This is a genomic window from Arthrobacter sp. MDB1-55 (assembly GCF_059092925.1).
Genome location: NZ_JBNHID010000002.1, coordinates 1 through 15,297, shown reverse-complemented (window position 1 = coordinate 15,297; position 15,297 = coordinate 1). Strand labels below are relative to the sequence as shown.

Genomic DNA, 15,297 nt, shown 5'->3' with positions numbered 1-15,297 from the left:
AGTCTGGATCGGTGAGCCTGAGATTCTATGACACCGCAACAACAGAAGTCCGTGAGTTCACGCCCCTGACCCCAGGGGCCGCGCGGGTCTACTACTGCGGGGCAACCGTCCAGGGAATGCCGCACGTCGGTCACGTTCGGTCAGCCATTGCGTTCGATCAACTCACGCGCTGGCTCAGGGTGCGCGGCTATGCCGTCACCGTGGTCCGCAACGTCACCGACATCGACGACAAGATTCTCGCCAAGTCGAAGGCTTCCTTCGAGGAAGCGCCGGCGGATCCGGACGGGGTGCCCAACGAGGAGTGGTGGGCTCTGGCCTATCGCTACGAACAGGAATTCCTCAAGGCCTACGACACCCTCGGCGTCCAGCGGCCCACCTACGAGCCGCGGGCCACCGGGCACATCCCGGAGATGCACCAGCTCATCCAGCGGCTCATTGACCGCGGCCATGCCTACCCGGCGGCGGACGATTCCGGGGATGTCTACTTCGACGTGCGGTCCTGGCCCGCCTACGGCAGCCTGACCCGCCAGAGTGTGGATGACATGCAGGCGGCACCGGATGTGGAAGCGCAGTTCAGCAACCGCAAGCGGGACCCCCGCGACTTCGCCCTCTGGAAAGGCTGGAAAGAGGGGGAGCCGACGACGGCGGCCTGGCCCAGCCCGTGGGGAACCGGTCGCCCGGGATGGCACCTTGAATGCTCCGCGATGGTCACCAAGTATCTCGGCGCCGAGTTCGATATCCATGGCGGCGGGCTCGACCTGCGCTTTCCACACCATGAGAACGAGATGGCCCAGTCTCAGGCTGCAGGTCACCCATTTGCCCGATTCTGGATGCACAACGGGATGGTGACCTACCAGGGCGAAAAAATGTCCAAGTCCGTTGGCAACACGATCAGCCCAGCCGAGATGCTGCAGCTCGCAACCCCACGGGTTGTCCGGTACTACCTTGGGCAGGCCCACTATCGTTCTGTGCTGGACTACCGGCCAACGTCGCTGCAGGAAGCCGCCGCCGCCGTCGAACGCATTGACGGGTTCCTCGCGAAGTCCGGCCACGCAGGTCGCCAAGCAAGCTGGCAGGACCTCCCCGCCGCCTTCGCTGAGGCGATGGATGACGACCTGAACGTTCCCCGCGCGCTGGCTGTTCTTCACGACACCGTACGAGCCGGCAATTCTGCGCTTGCCGACAAGGACGACCGCGCCGTTGCCGACGCCGCCGCCGCAGTCACGGCCATGACCGCCGCGCTCGGACTCGACGACGTCGGTGCCGCCCAGGGCACTGAGGACAGTCCGGAACACGCCGCTCTCGACGCGCTTATCAGGTCGCAATTGGCTGAGCGGGCAGCAGCCCGGGCCGGCAAGGACTGGGCCCGTGCGGACGCCATCCGGGACGCATTGTCCGGCGCCGGCGTCGTGGTCGAAGACTCTGCCGACGGCGCGCGCTGGAGTCTCGCGCGGGACTGACTGTCCGAGGGTTTCAGTCAGGGAAAGGGAAGGGCGCCCGCCCGCGTAAACTGGGAACACGCAAGTCCTCTACCTGAAGGTGTTTCCCCATGGCCAACCACGGACGTCCTGGTGCTATCCGCAAGACCAAGAAGGGCCCCACCACAGGCACCGGCGGACACGGACGGAAAGCCCTTGAGGGCAAGGGGCCAACGCCGAAGGCTGAGGACCGCCCGTATCACAAGGCGTACAAGAGCAAGCAGCTCGCAGAACGTTCCGCTGCCAAGCGGCTGGCGGGCAAGGCTGCCGCCGGGCGTGCAAGGTCCAAACCCGGTGAGGAATACGTCACCGGTCGCAACGCGGTAGTCGAGGCACTCCGCGCCGGCATCCCGGCCAAAGCGCTGCATGTGGCGATCAGGATTGACGTGGATGATCGGGTCCGTGAATCCCTGAAGCTCGCGACTGAGCGCGGGATCCCCCTGATGGAAACGGGCAAGCCGGAGCTGGACCGCCTGGCCGACGGCTCCGTTCACCAGGGACTGATGCTGCAGATTCCGCCCTACGAGTACGCGGACGGGCTGGACCTTGCCAGGGAAGCGATCGCCAAGTGGAAGAAGGGGCACATTGCCCACGCTCCGCTCTTCGTCGCACTGGACGGGATCACCGACCCTCGAAATCTTGGCGCCATCATCCGGTCGGTGTCGGCCTTCAGCGGCCACGGCGTCATCGTGCCCGAGCGCCGCTCGGTCGGCGTCACAGCCTCCGCGTGGAAGACCAGCGCCGGTGCGGCTGTGCGTGTTCCCGTGGCCCGCGTCGGCAACCTGAACTCCACGCTCAAATCCTTCAAGGATCTGGGAATCTTCGTTCTGGGTCTCGACGGCGACGGCGACATCTCGCTGCCGGCGCTCACCCTCGGTTCCGAACCGGTCTGTCTGGTCGTCGGATCGGAGGGTAAGGGCCTCTCCCGGCTCGTGCGGGAGAACTGCGACCAGATTGTCTCCATCCCGATCGACTCGGCCATGGAGTCGCTGAACGCGTCGATGGCCGTTGGTATCAGCCTCTACGAGATCTCGCGCCAGCGAGCCGCAGAAGCGCGTTAGGAAACGAATCTCCTTCATGAGCCTGACCACCGAGATCGCCCAACGTTCCCAAGCGTTCCCACTGGGAGTTCGTCGGTGTTCCGGCAGCCAGCCGGAGCTCTTCAATGTCGCTGTCTACGCACCTGATCTGGACGCGGTGACGCTGCACTTCCAGGACGCCAACGGTGAGTGGAACTCCGCCGCTCTGCCTGAGCTGACTGACGGAGTCCACCATGGGCTGGTGAAGGGTCTGGGCGGGTCCTTGCGGTATGCGTTCTGGCCTACCGGGGTGGCACTGCCTGCGGGGCCGGGCACCTCCCAGTTGCTTCTTGACCCCTACGGCCGCGCCATTGATACGCTGCAGGCGGGCGAGCGGGCCATTTACTTCTCGGTTGTGGTGGACCACGAGTTCAACTGGGGTTCATCCCGCCGCCCGGACACCCGCTGGCGCGACACCGTGATTTACGAGGCTCACGTCAAGGGACTGACCCAACTGCATCCCGACGTGCCTGAGGAACTGCGGGGCACATATGCCGGGCTCGCCCACCCCGCCATGATCAAGCATCTCCTTGATCTTGGAATCACCGCGGTCGAGCTCCTGCCGATCCATTTCCATATTGACGAGCCGCATCTCGCTCCGCTCGGATTGAATAACTATTGGGGCTACAACACGCTCGGCTTCTTCGCGCCCCACCCCGAGTACGCTACGAAGGCTGCCCGCCGGGCCGGCCCGAAAGCCGTCCAGGACGAGCTGAAAGGCATGGTGCGGCTCCTCCATGAGGCAGGGATCGAAGTGATCCTCGACGTGGTCTACAACCACACCGCCGAAGGCCCGCAGGGCGGACCTGCGCTGTGCTGGCGTGGTCTGAGCGAGCTGAAGTACTACCGCCACCACGACGACGGCCGGTATCTCGACACCACCGGTTGCGGAAACACGGTCAACTTCACCGAACCCCGTGTCATCCAGTTCGCGTTGGACTCGCTGCGGTATTGGGTGGACGAGTTCGGCATTGACGGGTTCCGCTTCGACCTTGCCGTGGCGCTTTGCAGGGATGAAGCCCATCACTTCACGCCGAGGCACCCGCTTTTGATCGCCATCGCTGCCGACACGGTCCTGAGCGGAGTGAAGCTGATCGCCGAGCCCTGGGACGTTGGCTACAACGGCTGGCAGACCGGCAATTTCCCGCAGGGTTGGGCCGACTGGAACGACCGCTTCAGGGACACTGCGCGCGACTTCTGGCTGGGCGACCAGGCCGCCCTGGCTGATGGTCGCCGCGCGGGAACTGTCGCCCGGCTTGCAAGCTGCCTGGCAGGCTCGGCCGATGTGTTCGCCCGTTCCGGGCGTACAGCCGTGTCGTCAATCAACTTCGTCACAGCCCATGACGGTTTCACGCTAGCCGACCTCACGGCCTATAACCGGAAGCACAACGAGGCCAACGGCGAAGCCAACCGTGATGGTCACAATGACAACCGCAGTTACAACCACGGTGTTGAAGGCCCCACGGAGGAGGAGAGGATCCTTGGGGCTCGGGCGCTCTCCGCCCGCAACCTGATGGCCACTCAACTCCTCGCGCTTGGTGTCCCCATGATCACGGCCGGTGACGAATTCGGCCGCACGCAGCTCGGCAACAACAACGCCTACTGCCAGGACAACGAGATTGCGTGGGTGCACTGGAACCAGGACGACGCCGCGCACACCATGCTCACCGCCACCCGAGAGCTGCTGCGCATCCGGCGGGAGTTCCTCAGCGAGCAGCCCGCCGGATATCCGGCACGGGAGGACACCTCCTACCTCCTGTGGTTCAACCCGCACGGGGAGCCAATGGCGCAGGAGGAGTGGTCAAACCCGGAGTGCCGCACAGTTCAGCTGCTGCTGGGATCACCCGACGGCACCCTTGACGGCCTGATCGTTGTCAACGGCCACCTTGAGGACCGCCCGGTGATCCTTCCGACGGTGACGGCCCTCAAGAAGCTTGGCGCCGGCGAGTGCGGCAACCAGTCGTTCGAGCTCCGGTTCAGCACCGACTCCGCCAACGCAAAACGCCGCGGTGCCCGTCTCCTCGCGGGAGAAACAGACACCGCGGCGTCGAACTCGATTAGCGTTTACCGCGCCCAGGAACGCGCCTAGGCGTTCACCACGAGGCCCAGCTCGGCCTTGGACGCGAGGCTCTCGTGCTGCGGGAGTACCCGGACGGTGTATCCGAAGGACCCTGAGTGATCGATGACGATCTCGCCGCTGAACAGGAACCGGCCGCGGCCGAGGTCCTCTGATACCCGAAGTTCGGCCACGGCAACTTCGCTCAGGTCGTCGTTCTCGGATGCGCGCCCGTGAACCACTTCCACGCTCACGTCATCCGGTCCAAGGCTTCCCAGCGAAACGTAGGCGTTGACCGTCAGCGAGTCTCCGATCTGCGGCTCCTCCGTGACGCCGAGGGAGTCGACGTGCTCAACCTGCACCGCAGACCAGCCGTCCTTGATCTTTGACCGCCATGAAGCCATGTGCCGGGCCGAACTGTAGCCGTCCTGCACGGCGAGCCGTCCGGAGCGGCACGCGGGCTGGTATAGCTGCCCCACGTAGTCCTGCAGCATCCGTTCGGCAGACACTGCCGGTCCTAGTTTGGCCATGGTGTGCTTGATCATCGCGACCCACTGATGAGGGACGCCGTCGTTTGATGAAGCGGACGGACCGGCCGCCCCGGCGGACGGGTGTGCGGTGCTGTAGAAGCGGGGTGCCACCTGTTCCTCGATGAGGTCGTAGAGTGCCGCCGCCTCGATGTCGTCCCGCTCATCAGCCGACGCACCGTTGTTGGCCGTCGGGATGGCCCAGCCGTTGTCGCCGTCGTACATCTCATCCCACCAGCCGTCCAGCACGGAGAGATTGAGCCCACCATTGATGGCCGACTTCATACCCGACGTGCCACAGGCCTCAAGCGGTCTGAGCGGATTGTTCAGCCACACATCGCACCCCGGGAAGAGCGTGCGGGCCATCGCGATGTCGTAATTCGGCAGGAAGACAATGCGGTGGCGGACTTCGGGATCGTCCGTGAACCGAACCAGATCCTGAATCATGCGCTTGCCCTGCTCATCGGCCGGGTGTGACTTGCCGGCGATCACCAACTGAATGGGATTCGTCGGGTGCAACAGGAGTGCCTTGAGACGGTCAGGATCGCGAAGCATCAAGGTCAGGCGCTTGTAGGTGGGCACGCGGCGGGCGAATCCGATGGTGAGCACGCCCGGGTCGAGGACATTATCCGTCCATGCGAGCTCGGCGTCGGCCGCACCGCGCTTCTTCCATGAGGCCCGTAGCCGGGAGCGGACGTCGTCGATCAGGTTGGAACGCATGATGCGACGCAAACGCCAGATATCCGCATCCTCGACGTCATACACCCGCGCCCACTGCGGGTCGAGGACGGACTCCGCGCCGAAGCTCTCCCGAGCGAAGTCGGCGATCAGCGGGTCAACCCAGGTGGGAACATGCACGCCGTTCGTGACCGACGTGATGGGGACCTCGCGCGAGTCAAATCCCGGCCAGAGCCCTGCGAACATCTCCCGGGAGACCTCGCCATGCAGCTTTGCGACGCCGTTGGCGCGCTGGGCCAACCGCAGCCCCATGACTGCCATGTTGAACTTCGACGCGTCTCCGCCCTCGTAGTTCTCCGCGCCGAGTTCGAGGACGCGCTCGATGGGAACGGACGGCGCCAGGCCGGCATCAAAGAAATGCTGAATCTGTGCGCGTTCGAAGCGGTCAATTCCGGCAGGAACCGGCGTGTGAGTGGTGAACACCGTGGAGGCGCGGCCCGCGGTAAGGGCTTCCTCCCAGGACATCGGCTGCTCGTTGGAGGAGTCCATCAGCTCGCGAATGCGCTCGATGCCCAGGAACCCGGCGTGGCCTTCGTTGGTGTGGAACACCTCCGGCGCCGGAGATCCCATGAGCCGTTGGAAAATGCGTAGTGCCTTCACTCCGCCCATGCCCAACAGGAGTTCCTGTTGGAGACGCTGATCCCCGCCGCCGCCGTACAGGCGGTCGGTGACGTTGCGGGCGGCCTCGTCATTGCCTGGAACGTTCGAGTCCAGGAGCAGCAGGGGGACACGCCCGACGTCGGCACGCCAGATATGCGCACGCAGCTCGCGACCATTGGGTAGGGGGAGGACGACCGATGCGGCGGTTCCATCCTCTTCACGAAGGAGGGTAAGGGGGAGGCCGTCCGGATCGAGGACGGGATACGTCTCCTGCTGCCACGCGTCACGGGAAAGGGATTGCTTGAAGTAGCCGGCCTGATATAGCAGACCGACGCCGACGAGGGGGACACCGAGGTCAGATGCTGCCTTGAGATGATCACCGGCCAGGATCCCCAGTCCGCCCGAATACTGGGGAAGCACAGCGCTGATTCCGTATTCAGGTGAGAAGTATGCGATGGACTTTGGTGCGTCTTCACCGAGGGACTGATACCAGCGGGGCTCGGTGAGGTAGCGGTCAAGGTCTTCACCCAGATCCTGAATCCGGGCCACCAGTTCCTGGTTCGCTGCAATCTGCTGCAACTGTTCGCGGGTGACGGACCCGAGGAACTGAACAGGATCATGGCCGCTGGCTTCCCATGCCTCAGGATTGATGTCGTGGAAGAGGCGCGCAGTCGGCAGATGCCAAGACCAGCGCAGGTTGCCGGCCAACTTGCCCAGGGGAGCAATGCTCGACGGAAGAACGGTACGGACAGTAAACCTACGGATTGCCTTCACGATGGGTACGTTAGCGCACATTCCGGAGCCGGAGCACGTCCTGCGCCCTCATGTGCGTAAACGCTTGCAATGTGACACGCAACACTCCTGCTGTTTAGGAAGTCGCCTTAGCAATCTCGCCCAATAATGGATAACGTCTAGCTGTGACCACTTCAAGCGAGGCGACACGAACAAGGGCAGGCGCATCCATGGGCGAAGATTTGCGGTTTGGACGAATACCCATCACCAAGGTGTCCCCGGTGGTTGAGGGAGGGCTGTTTCCCTCGAAGGCCATTCCGGGTTCCGACGTCGTCGTAGGAGCGACCGTATTCCGTGAGGGACACGACCAGCTCGGTGTGTCAGCGGTGCTGCTCGACCCCGCAGGGGCAGAGGTGCAGCGCACTCGACTCACTCCCCTTGGGATGGGCACAGACCGTTACGAGGGTCTTCTGCGGCCAACCGGCGTCGGACTCCACTCCTTCCGGATCGAGGGCTGGAGCGACCTCTACGAGACCTGGCACCACAACGCCACCGTCAAGATCGATGCCGGCGTCGACGTCGAGCTGATGCTCGAAGAGGGCGCTGTGCTCTTCTCTGAAGAGTCCTCATCCCGGCCGGACGCGGAGCGGAGACTATTCCTCGCGGCCGCAGAGCGGTTGCGCAACCGGGAACTGCCGATCGACGAACGCCTTGCCGCCGGGCACTCCGCCGACATCCGCGCAGCGATTGAGCGCGAGCCCCTGCGGGCGCTCGTAACACCCTCGCGGGCATACCCCATCCTGGTCGAGCGGGAGGCCGCGGGCCGGGGCTCCTGGTACGAGTTCTTCCCGCGTTCAGAGGGCGCCAGGTACGATCCGTCAAACGCGCGGTGGACCTCAGGCAACTTCATCACCGCGGCGGAGAGGCTGCCCGCCGTCGCGCGTATGGGGTTCGACGTCGTCTACCTTCCGCCGATTCATCCGATCGGCACGACCCACCGCAAGGGACCTAACAACACCCTGAACGCCGGGCCTGGCGACCCCGGGTCGCCCTGGGCGATCGGCGCACCCGAGGGCGGCCACGATGCGATTCACCCGGATTTGGGCTCCTTCGACGATTTTGATGCCTTCGTGCGCCGAGCCAACGAGTTGAACTTGGAAGTAGCGCTGGACCTTGCGCTACAGGCTTCTCCTGATCACCCCTGGGTCACCGAGCATCCGGAATGGTTCACGACCCGGGTGGACGGTTCCATCGCTTACGCCGAAAACCCGCCGAAGAAGTATCAGGACATCTATCCGATCAACTTCGACAACGACCCCGAGGGCATCTACAACGAAGTACTCCGGATCGTCCTGCTGTGGGTAAGCCACGGAGTACGCATCTTTCGTGTGGATAACCCACACACCAAGCCCGTGCAGTTCTGGGAATGGCTGATCGCGAAGGTGAACAGCAAGCACCCGGACGTCGTATTCCTGGCCGAGGCATTCACCCGGCCGTCCATGATGCATGCTCTGGGTCGCGCGGGATTCCAGCAGTCCTACACCTACTTCACCTGGCGCAACACCAAGACCGAGTTGGAGGAGTACTTCACCGAGGTGAGCCGGGAGACAGCCGCGTTCTTCCGACCCAACTTCTTCGTGAACACTCCGGACATCCTGACCGAGTACCTGCAGTACGGCGGGCCGGCTGCGTTCAAGATCAGGGCGGTGCTCGCCTCCATGGCCAGTCCGCTGTGGGGCGTCTATTCGGGCTATGAGCTGTATGAACACGTCGCCCGTCCAGGTGCCGAAGAGTACATCGACAATGAGAAGTTCGAGTACCGACCGCGTGACTACGAAGCCGCTGAGGCGCAGGGCCGAAGCCTCGCGCCCTTCCTGACAAGGCTGAACGAGATTCGCCGCTCTCATCCGGCTCTGGGTGATCTTGAGAACCTCACGGTTCACAGCAGCACCGACGACGCCACAGTCGTCTTCTCCAAGCACAAGGAAGGCCTCGGAGACGACGGTCAGGGGAAAGACACGTTGATCGTCGTCGTCAATGTCGACCCCCATAGTGCCCGCGAGTGCACCGCTTCGCTCGACCTGAGTGCTCTGGGGCTGGGGGAAGGCGATTGGAATGAGGACGGCACCTTCTGGGTGGATGACCTCATCACCGGTCAGAGTTGGCAGTGGGGAGCCCACAACTATGTCAGGCTGGATGCCCACGTGGAGCCAGCACATATCCTTTCCGTCAGGAGGACGCGTTAGTGGCGAACCCGTTTCAGCTACATGCCCCGGGCCTTGCCCATGATCCGCACTGGTACCGCAAGGCCGTGTTCTATGAAGTCCTGGTGCGCGGCTTCGCCGACGCCAACGGGGACGGGTCAGGCGACTTCACGGGCCTGATCGACAAGCTCGACTACCTGCAGTGGTTGGGTGTCGACTGCCTTTGGCTGCCGCCGTTCTTCAAGTCTCCGCTTCGTGACGGCGGGTATGACATCGCGGACTACTACGATGTGCTGGACGAGTTCGGAAGCCTGAGCGACTTCAAGCGCCTTGTGGCTGAGGCCCACGCACGCGGCGTGCGCGTCATTATCGACCTTCCCCTGAACCATACGTCGGACAAGCATCAGTGGTTCGAGGAGTCGCGGACTGATCCGGACGGGCCGTACGGCGACTTCTACGTCTGGAGTGATACGGACGAGAAGTACCAGGACGCCCGCATCATCTTCGTGGACACTGAGGAATCCAACTGGACGTTCGATCCGGTGCGCCGGCAGTTCTTCTGGCATCGGTTCTTCAGTCACCAACCGGACCTGAACTTCGAGAACCCGAAGGTCATCGAGGCGCTCTTCGATGTCGTGCGATTCTGGCTGGATCAGGGAATCGATGGGTTCCGCGCAGACGCGATCCCGTACCTCTTCGAAGAAGACGGCACGAATTGCGAAAATCTGCCTGCAACGCACAAGTTCCTGAAAGACCTGCGGGCCATGGTTGACGAGAACTACCCTGGGCGCGTGATCATCGCCGAGGCCAACCAGATGCCCGACGAGGTGGTTGAGTACTTCGGCGATGAAGAGGGCGCCGAGTGCCACATGTGTTTCCACTTCCCGATCATGCCGCGGCTCTTCTATGCCCTTCGGGATCAGAAGGCTGCACCGATCATTGAGACGATGGCGGAAACTCCGGACATTCCGGCTGGCGCTCAGTGGGGCACTTTCCTCAGGAACCATGACGAACTCACCCTCGAGATGGTCACCAACGAGGAGCGCGAAGCCATGCTGGGGTGGTATGCCCCCGATTCCCGTATGCGCGCCAACATCGGCATCCGGCGACGGCTTTCGCCGTTGCTGGACAACTCCAGGGCCGAGGTCGAGCTCATTCACGCCTTGCTCCTGTCCCTGCCGGGAAGTCCCTTCCTGTACTACGGGGATGAGATTGGAATGGGCGACAACATCTGGCTTGAGGACCGAGATGCCTCACGTACACCGATGCAGTGGAACCCGGACAGGAATGCCGGGTTTTCCACGGCTGATCCGGGAAAGCTTTACCTTCCGGTCGTGCAGTCGCTTGTGTACCACTACAATCACGTGAACGTTGAGGCGCAGCTTGCGAGCTCGAGCTCGCTGTTGCACTGGATGCGTCAGATGCTTGCCGTACGCCGGTCGCATCCTGCTTTCGGCCTCGGTTCCTACCGGAACGTGCCCACCGAAGCCGAGCCGGTTCTCGCCTTCATCCGAGAGGTCGCGCCGGGTAACGCAGAGGGCGAGCAGCCTGAGGTCATCCTGTGCGTCTTCAACCTGTCCCAGCATCCGGTTGCCGCCCGCCTCCACCTGCCTGAGTATTCAGGCAGGGGGTTGCGTGACCTCTTCGGCGGCACTCCCTTCCCGGCATTCGCTGAGGATGGCGACCTCACGCTGACGCTGGGCAGCCATGACTTCTACTGGTTGCGCCTGCGCTCGGCAAGCTCCAATGTCGCGTCTCCAAATACCGAAGCCATCCCCGTAATCCCTATTTCGGAGGCAGTAAAGTAATGGGCACATCGACGTCACCTCTTCCCGACCTCCTCACAGCCTGGATGCCTGGTCAGCGTTGGTTCCCGTCGAAGGGCAGGGATATTTCCCTGAGCCGCGCTGGCGGAATCCGGTTGGAGGATCCTGCAGGCAAGGTGGGCCTTGAGGTCCACATCGTCGCGGTGGAGTCGGGACGAAGGCTCGACGTCGTCAACGTGCCGCTTACCTTCCGGGCGGAGCCTCTCGATGGAGCTGAAGCCGCGCTTATCGGTGAAACAGAGCATGCGGAACTTGGACGCCGGTATGTCTATGACGGCACCCACGACCCGGTGTTCATCTCAGCGTGGCTGGACTTGATCCGCTCTGAAGCCGGGACAGGCGACGGTCGGACCACCGCGACAGCACTCGGCGGCTTCGCGTCCACTGACGGAGTATCGCCGTCGGACGACATCTCTGTCTTGGGCGGCGAGCAGTCGAATACTTCGGTTGTCATCTCCTCGGGCAAGACGCCGATGATCCTGAAGTTCTTCCGGGTTCTCGCAGCAGGTGAGAGCCCGGACGTACTGGTGAGCGCGAAACTCACCGACGCCGGCTCCACGGATGTTCCACAGACATTCGGGTGGGTCATGGGTAGCTGGCAGGACGGACGGTCCGACGGGGAGTGGGTCACCGGCCACCTCAGTGTCCTTCGGGAATTCCTGCCTGGCAGCAAGGATGCCTGGCGGCAAGCCATCACTGCGCTGGAAGGAGGGCAACCGTTCACCACGGAAGCCGGTGAACTGGGCCGTGTCATTGCCCGGATTCACACCCAGCTGGCCGGGGCCTTCGGAAGCCGACCGGCAACACAGGTGGAAGCAGGTGAGTTCCGTGAGTCGCTTGCCAGTCGCATCGAATGGGCCTGGCGCGAGGCGGGGTCAGCAGTGGGACCGTTCGATGATCAAATCCGGGCGATCATTGACGAGGTCAAGGGACTCCAGGATCTGCCGGAACTGCAGCGCATACATGCGGATCTCCACCTTGGACAGATCCTCGCGACGCACGACGGAACCTGGCTGGTCCTGGACTTCGAAGGCGAACCGCTGCGCCCTGCAGCTGAACGCAGCGTGCCGGATGTCCCGGTCCGAGACGTCGTCGGGCTGGTTCGCTCGCTTGAATATGCAGCTGGAGTCGGCGTCCATGAGGGCGCGGTGGAGTCGTCCTCCGCTGAGCTGTGGGCCACGGAATCCGTGGCCGCGTTCCTCGACGGCTATTCCGAAGAGGCCGGAACAACAGTGAACCGAGCGAGCACCCTGTACCGCGCGCTGTGGCTCGACAAGGCGCTCTATGAGGTGGTGTACGAATTGAGAAACAGGCCGGATTGGTTGGACGTTCCCGTCTCCGCAGTCCGAAGGATGCTCCAGGGCGGTATCTCCGCCGAGGAACAGGCAGACGGCCGCAACATCCCTGAAAAGGAGAGTGAGACGGCAGTGGACCAGAACAAGACAACAGCAGAGGCTCCCCTCGGAGGGCCGATCCCGGTGAATCCGGAGGTCCTTCAGCAGGTTTCCGATGGTCGGTATTACCAGCCCCATGCAGTCCTGGGAGCGCACCTCGATCAGCACGGGCATGTAACTGTCCGTACCCTTCGCAAGCTTGCGGAGAAAGTCACCGTGGTGACCGGCTCCGGGCGGGTGGAGCTCAGTCACGAACACAACGGTGTGTGGGTCGGCATCCTGGAGCCGGAGCGCCCCGGGCATGTCCCGGACTATCGTCTGGAGGTCGTGTACGACGGCGTTCCCCAGTTGGTGGATGATGCCTACCGCTTCCTGCCAACCCTTGGCGAGATCGACATTCACCTCATCGCGGAGGGCAGGCATGAAACCCTGTGGACCGCGCTCGGCGCACACGTTCGCCGCTATTCATCTGCCCTCGGGGACATCTCGGGAGTGAGCTTCGCGGTGTGGGCACCGAATGCACAGTCTGTGCGCGTCAAGGCGGACTTCAATGGCTGGAACGGGTCAGTCCATGCGATGCGTTCTCTTGGTAGTTCCGGGATTTGGGAACTCTTTGTCCCGGGAGCTGAAGCCGGTGCCTGCTACAAGTTCGAGATCCTCGGTCAGGACGGTCAGTGGCGGGAAAAGGCTGATCCGATGGCAAGGGGTACCGAGGTGCCTCCGCTTACCGGGTCCCGGGTGGTGGAGTCCCGTTACACCTTCCAGGATGACGCGTGGATCGAGGAACGCAGTTCGAAGGATCCCCACAACGGTCCGATGAGCGTTTACGAGGTCCATCTCGGGTCCTGGCGCCTTGGACTCGACTACAAGCAGCTTGCAGAAGAGCTGGTCGAGTACGTGCAGTGGCAGGGGTTCACGCATGTTGAGTTCATGCCGGTCGCCGAACACCCCTTCGGCGGTTCATGGGGATACCAGGTCACGTCGTATTTCGCGCCGACAGCGAGGTTCGGCCACCCGGACGACTTCAAGTACCTCGTGGACAAGCTTCACCAGGCGGGTATCGGCGTCATCATGGACTGGGTGCCGGCGCACTTCCCCAAGGACGAATGGGCACTCGCTCGCTTCGATGGAAACACCCTCTACGAGCACGGCAATCCCCAGCTGGGTGAGCACCCCGACTGGGGTACGTTGATCTTCGACTTCGGTCGGCGGGAAGTGCGCAACTTCCTCGTTGCCAACGCTTTGTACTGGCTGGAGGAGTTCCACATCGACGGACTGCGTGTCGACGCAGTCGCCTCGATGCTGTATCTCGACTACTCGCGCCAGGAGGGCCAGTGGCAGCCCAACCGGTTCGGCGGCCGCGAGAACCTCGAGGCGATCTCGTTCCTGCAGGAAGTGAATGCCACCGCCTACAAGCGTGTGCCAGGCATTGTGATGATCGCCGAGGAATCAACAGCGTTCGACGGCGTCACCCGGCCCACGTCGCAGGGTGGACTTGGTTTTGGCATCAAGTGGAACATGGGCTGGATGCATGATTCGCTCCAGTACATCGCCGAGGATCCAATCAACCGCATGCACCACCATGGGAAGGCAACTTTCTCCATGGTGTACGCCTACACCGAGAACTTCCTGCTTCCGATCAGTCATGACGAGGTTGTGCATGGCAAGGGTTCCTTGCTCAGGAAGATGCCCGGTGACAGGTGGCAGCAGTTGGCCAACGTGCGCGCATATCTTGCCTTCCAATGGGCGCATCCCGGCAAGCAGCTGATCTTCATGGGCACGGAGTTCGCTCAGGAGTCGGAATGGTCGGAGCAGCACGGCCTTGATTGGTGGCTCTCGGACACCATCCCCCATAAGGGAGTGCAGCAGCTTGTACGTTCTCTGAACGAGATCTACCGCAATACGCCTGCCCTCTATGTGCGCGATAACGATCCGGCTGGCTTCCAGTGGATCGACGAGAACGACGGCGCTCACAACACGCTGTCTTTCGTGCGTTGGGACACCCAGGGTAACCCGTTGGTCTGCATCGCCAATTTCTCCGGCGCTCCACACGAGAATTACCGCGTCGGTATGCCGTGGGCGGGTGAGTGGGCCGAGGCCCTCAACACAGATGCCGAAGCCTATGGCGGCTCGGGCGTCATCAACTCGGGCGCGGTTCAGGCGGTGGAGGGAGCCCAAAACGGACTTCCGGCCTACGCGAATCTGCGGGTGCCGCCGCTCGGCGTCGTGTACCTCACGCCTGCGCAAAGCTAGGTCTCGCGGACGCTCAGGACCGATTTTTCAGGCACCCGATGGACGGATTTACATCCCGACCATCGGGTGCTAGTGTTTATATCCGCGCCGACGAAGACCTCGGGTTCGGCCCAACATCCACATCCTGAAGATTCAGATCAGTTCTGAACGCCAGGAAGCGTGTTTGAAGGGTGGATTTGACGGGGTGGGGTTTGGTGGGTAAGTTAGAAAAGTTGCTCCGGAGCGATGATGCGGCCTTGAGGGTTGTGTTTGGTGCCGGGTGCTTCTGTTGTTTGAGAACTCAATAGTGTGCCATGTTTGTTGATACCGATTGTTTTTTGATTGGTTGATTTACTGGTCATTCACCTCCGTGGGTGGCTGGTTTTTTGGCTGGTTTCGAATTTTGTGCAGCATGGATCCTTCTTTTTCCG

The 15,297-nt window shown here is 62.7% G+C and carries 8 protein-coding genes; 6 read left to right on the top strand and 2 right to left on the bottom strand.

Features of this window, described 5'->3' with window-relative positions; all coding sequences use genetic code 11:
* The first annotated feature begins 11 nt into the window (after window positions 1-11).
* From cysS to glgX, 3 genes are all read left to right on the top strand, one after another.
* On the top strand, window positions 12-1,460 hold the full coding sequence (gene cysS, locus AC5RU3_RS07195) for a cysteine--tRNA ligase (RefSeq protein WP_493965157.1): 1,449 nt from the start codon (window positions 12-14) through the stop codon (window positions 1,458-1,460).
* A gap of 89 nt (window positions 1,461-1,549) precedes the next feature.
* Window positions 1,550-2,539: a 23S rRNA (guanosine(2251)-2'-O)-methyltransferase RlmB gene (gene rlmB / locus AC5RU3_RS07190; RefSeq protein WP_309071199.1), complete on the top strand. Its 990-nt coding sequence runs from the start codon at window positions 1,550-1,552 to the stop codon at window positions 2,537-2,539.
* Window positions 2,540-2,555: 16 nt separating this feature from the next.
* Window positions 2,556-4,646, top strand: a complete 2,091-nt coding sequence (gene glgX / locus AC5RU3_RS07185; RefSeq protein ID WP_493965156.1) for a glycogen debranching protein GlgX — start codon at window positions 2,556-2,558, stop codon at window positions 4,644-4,646.
* On the opposite strand, the gene glgP is transcribed toward glgX, so the two are convergent.
* Window positions 4,643-7,252 carry an alpha-glucan family phosphorylase gene (glgP, locus tag AC5RU3_RS07180; protein WP_309071201.1) on the bottom strand — a complete coding sequence of 870 codons (2,610 nt, stop codon included), beginning with the start codon at window positions 7,250-7,252 and terminating at the stop codon, window positions 4,643-4,645. The genes glgX and glgP overlap by 4 nt on opposite strands.
* A 188-nt stretch (window positions 7,253-7,440) precedes the next feature.
* Between glgP and AC5RU3_RS07175 the strand changes: the two genes are divergently transcribed.
* Genes AC5RU3_RS07175 through glgB form a run of 3 tightly spaced genes read left to right on the top strand, consistent with a single transcriptional unit; the run spans window position 7,441 to window position 14,887 of the window.
* Window positions 7,441-9,456 (top strand): alpha-1,4-glucan--maltose-1-phosphate maltosyltransferase, encoded by a 2,016-nt coding sequence (locus tag AC5RU3_RS07175; protein ID WP_493965605.1) that lies wholly within the window; start codon window positions 7,441-7,443, stop codon window positions 9,454-9,456.
* On the top strand, window positions 9,456-11,222 hold the full coding sequence (gene treS, locus AC5RU3_RS07170; protein WP_309071202.1) for a maltose alpha-D-glucosyltransferase: 1,767 nt from the start codon (window positions 9,456-9,458) through the stop codon (window positions 11,220-11,222). Before AC5RU3_RS07175 ends, treS begins: the two co-directional genes overlap by 1 nt.
* Complete coding sequence (gene glgB / locus AC5RU3_RS07165; protein WP_493965155.1) at window positions 11,222-14,887, top strand: 1,4-alpha-glucan branching protein GlgB; 3,666 nt, start codon at window positions 11,222-11,224, stop codon at window positions 14,885-14,887. Before treS ends, glgB begins: the two co-directional genes overlap by 1 nt.
* Before the next feature lie 203 nt (window positions 14,888-15,090).
* Here the strand turns inward: glgB and AC5RU3_RS07160 are convergent, their stop codons facing one another.
* Window positions 15,091-15,228 carry a hypothetical protein gene (locus AC5RU3_RS07160; RefSeq protein WP_458116353.1) on the bottom strand — a complete coding sequence of 46 codons (138 nt, stop codon included), beginning with the start codon at window positions 15,226-15,228 and terminating at the stop codon, window positions 15,091-15,093.
* Between the last annotated feature and the right edge of the window lie 69 nt (window positions 15,229-15,297).

Excerpts from the sequence above, each read along its gene's own strand:
- glgX (WP_493965156.1), top strand. The coding sequence starts at position 2,556 with ATGAGCCTGACCACCGAGATCGCCCAACGTTCCCAAGCGTTCCCACTG.
- AC5RU3_RS07160 (WP_458116353.1), bottom strand. The coding sequence starts at position 15,228 with ATGACCAGTAAATCAACCAATCAAAAAACAATCGGTATCAACAAACAT.
- AC5RU3_RS07175 (WP_493965605.1), top strand. The coding sequence starts at position 7,441 with ATGGGCGAAGATTTGCGGTTTGGACGAATACCCATCACCAAGGTGTCC.
- rlmB (WP_309071199.1), top strand. The coding sequence starts at position 1,550 with ATGGCCAACCACGGACGTCCTGGTGCTATCCGCAAGACCAAGAAGGGC.
- glgB (WP_493965155.1), top strand. The coding sequence starts at position 11,222 with ATGGGCACATCGACGTCACCTCTTCCCGACCTCCTCACAGCCTGGATG.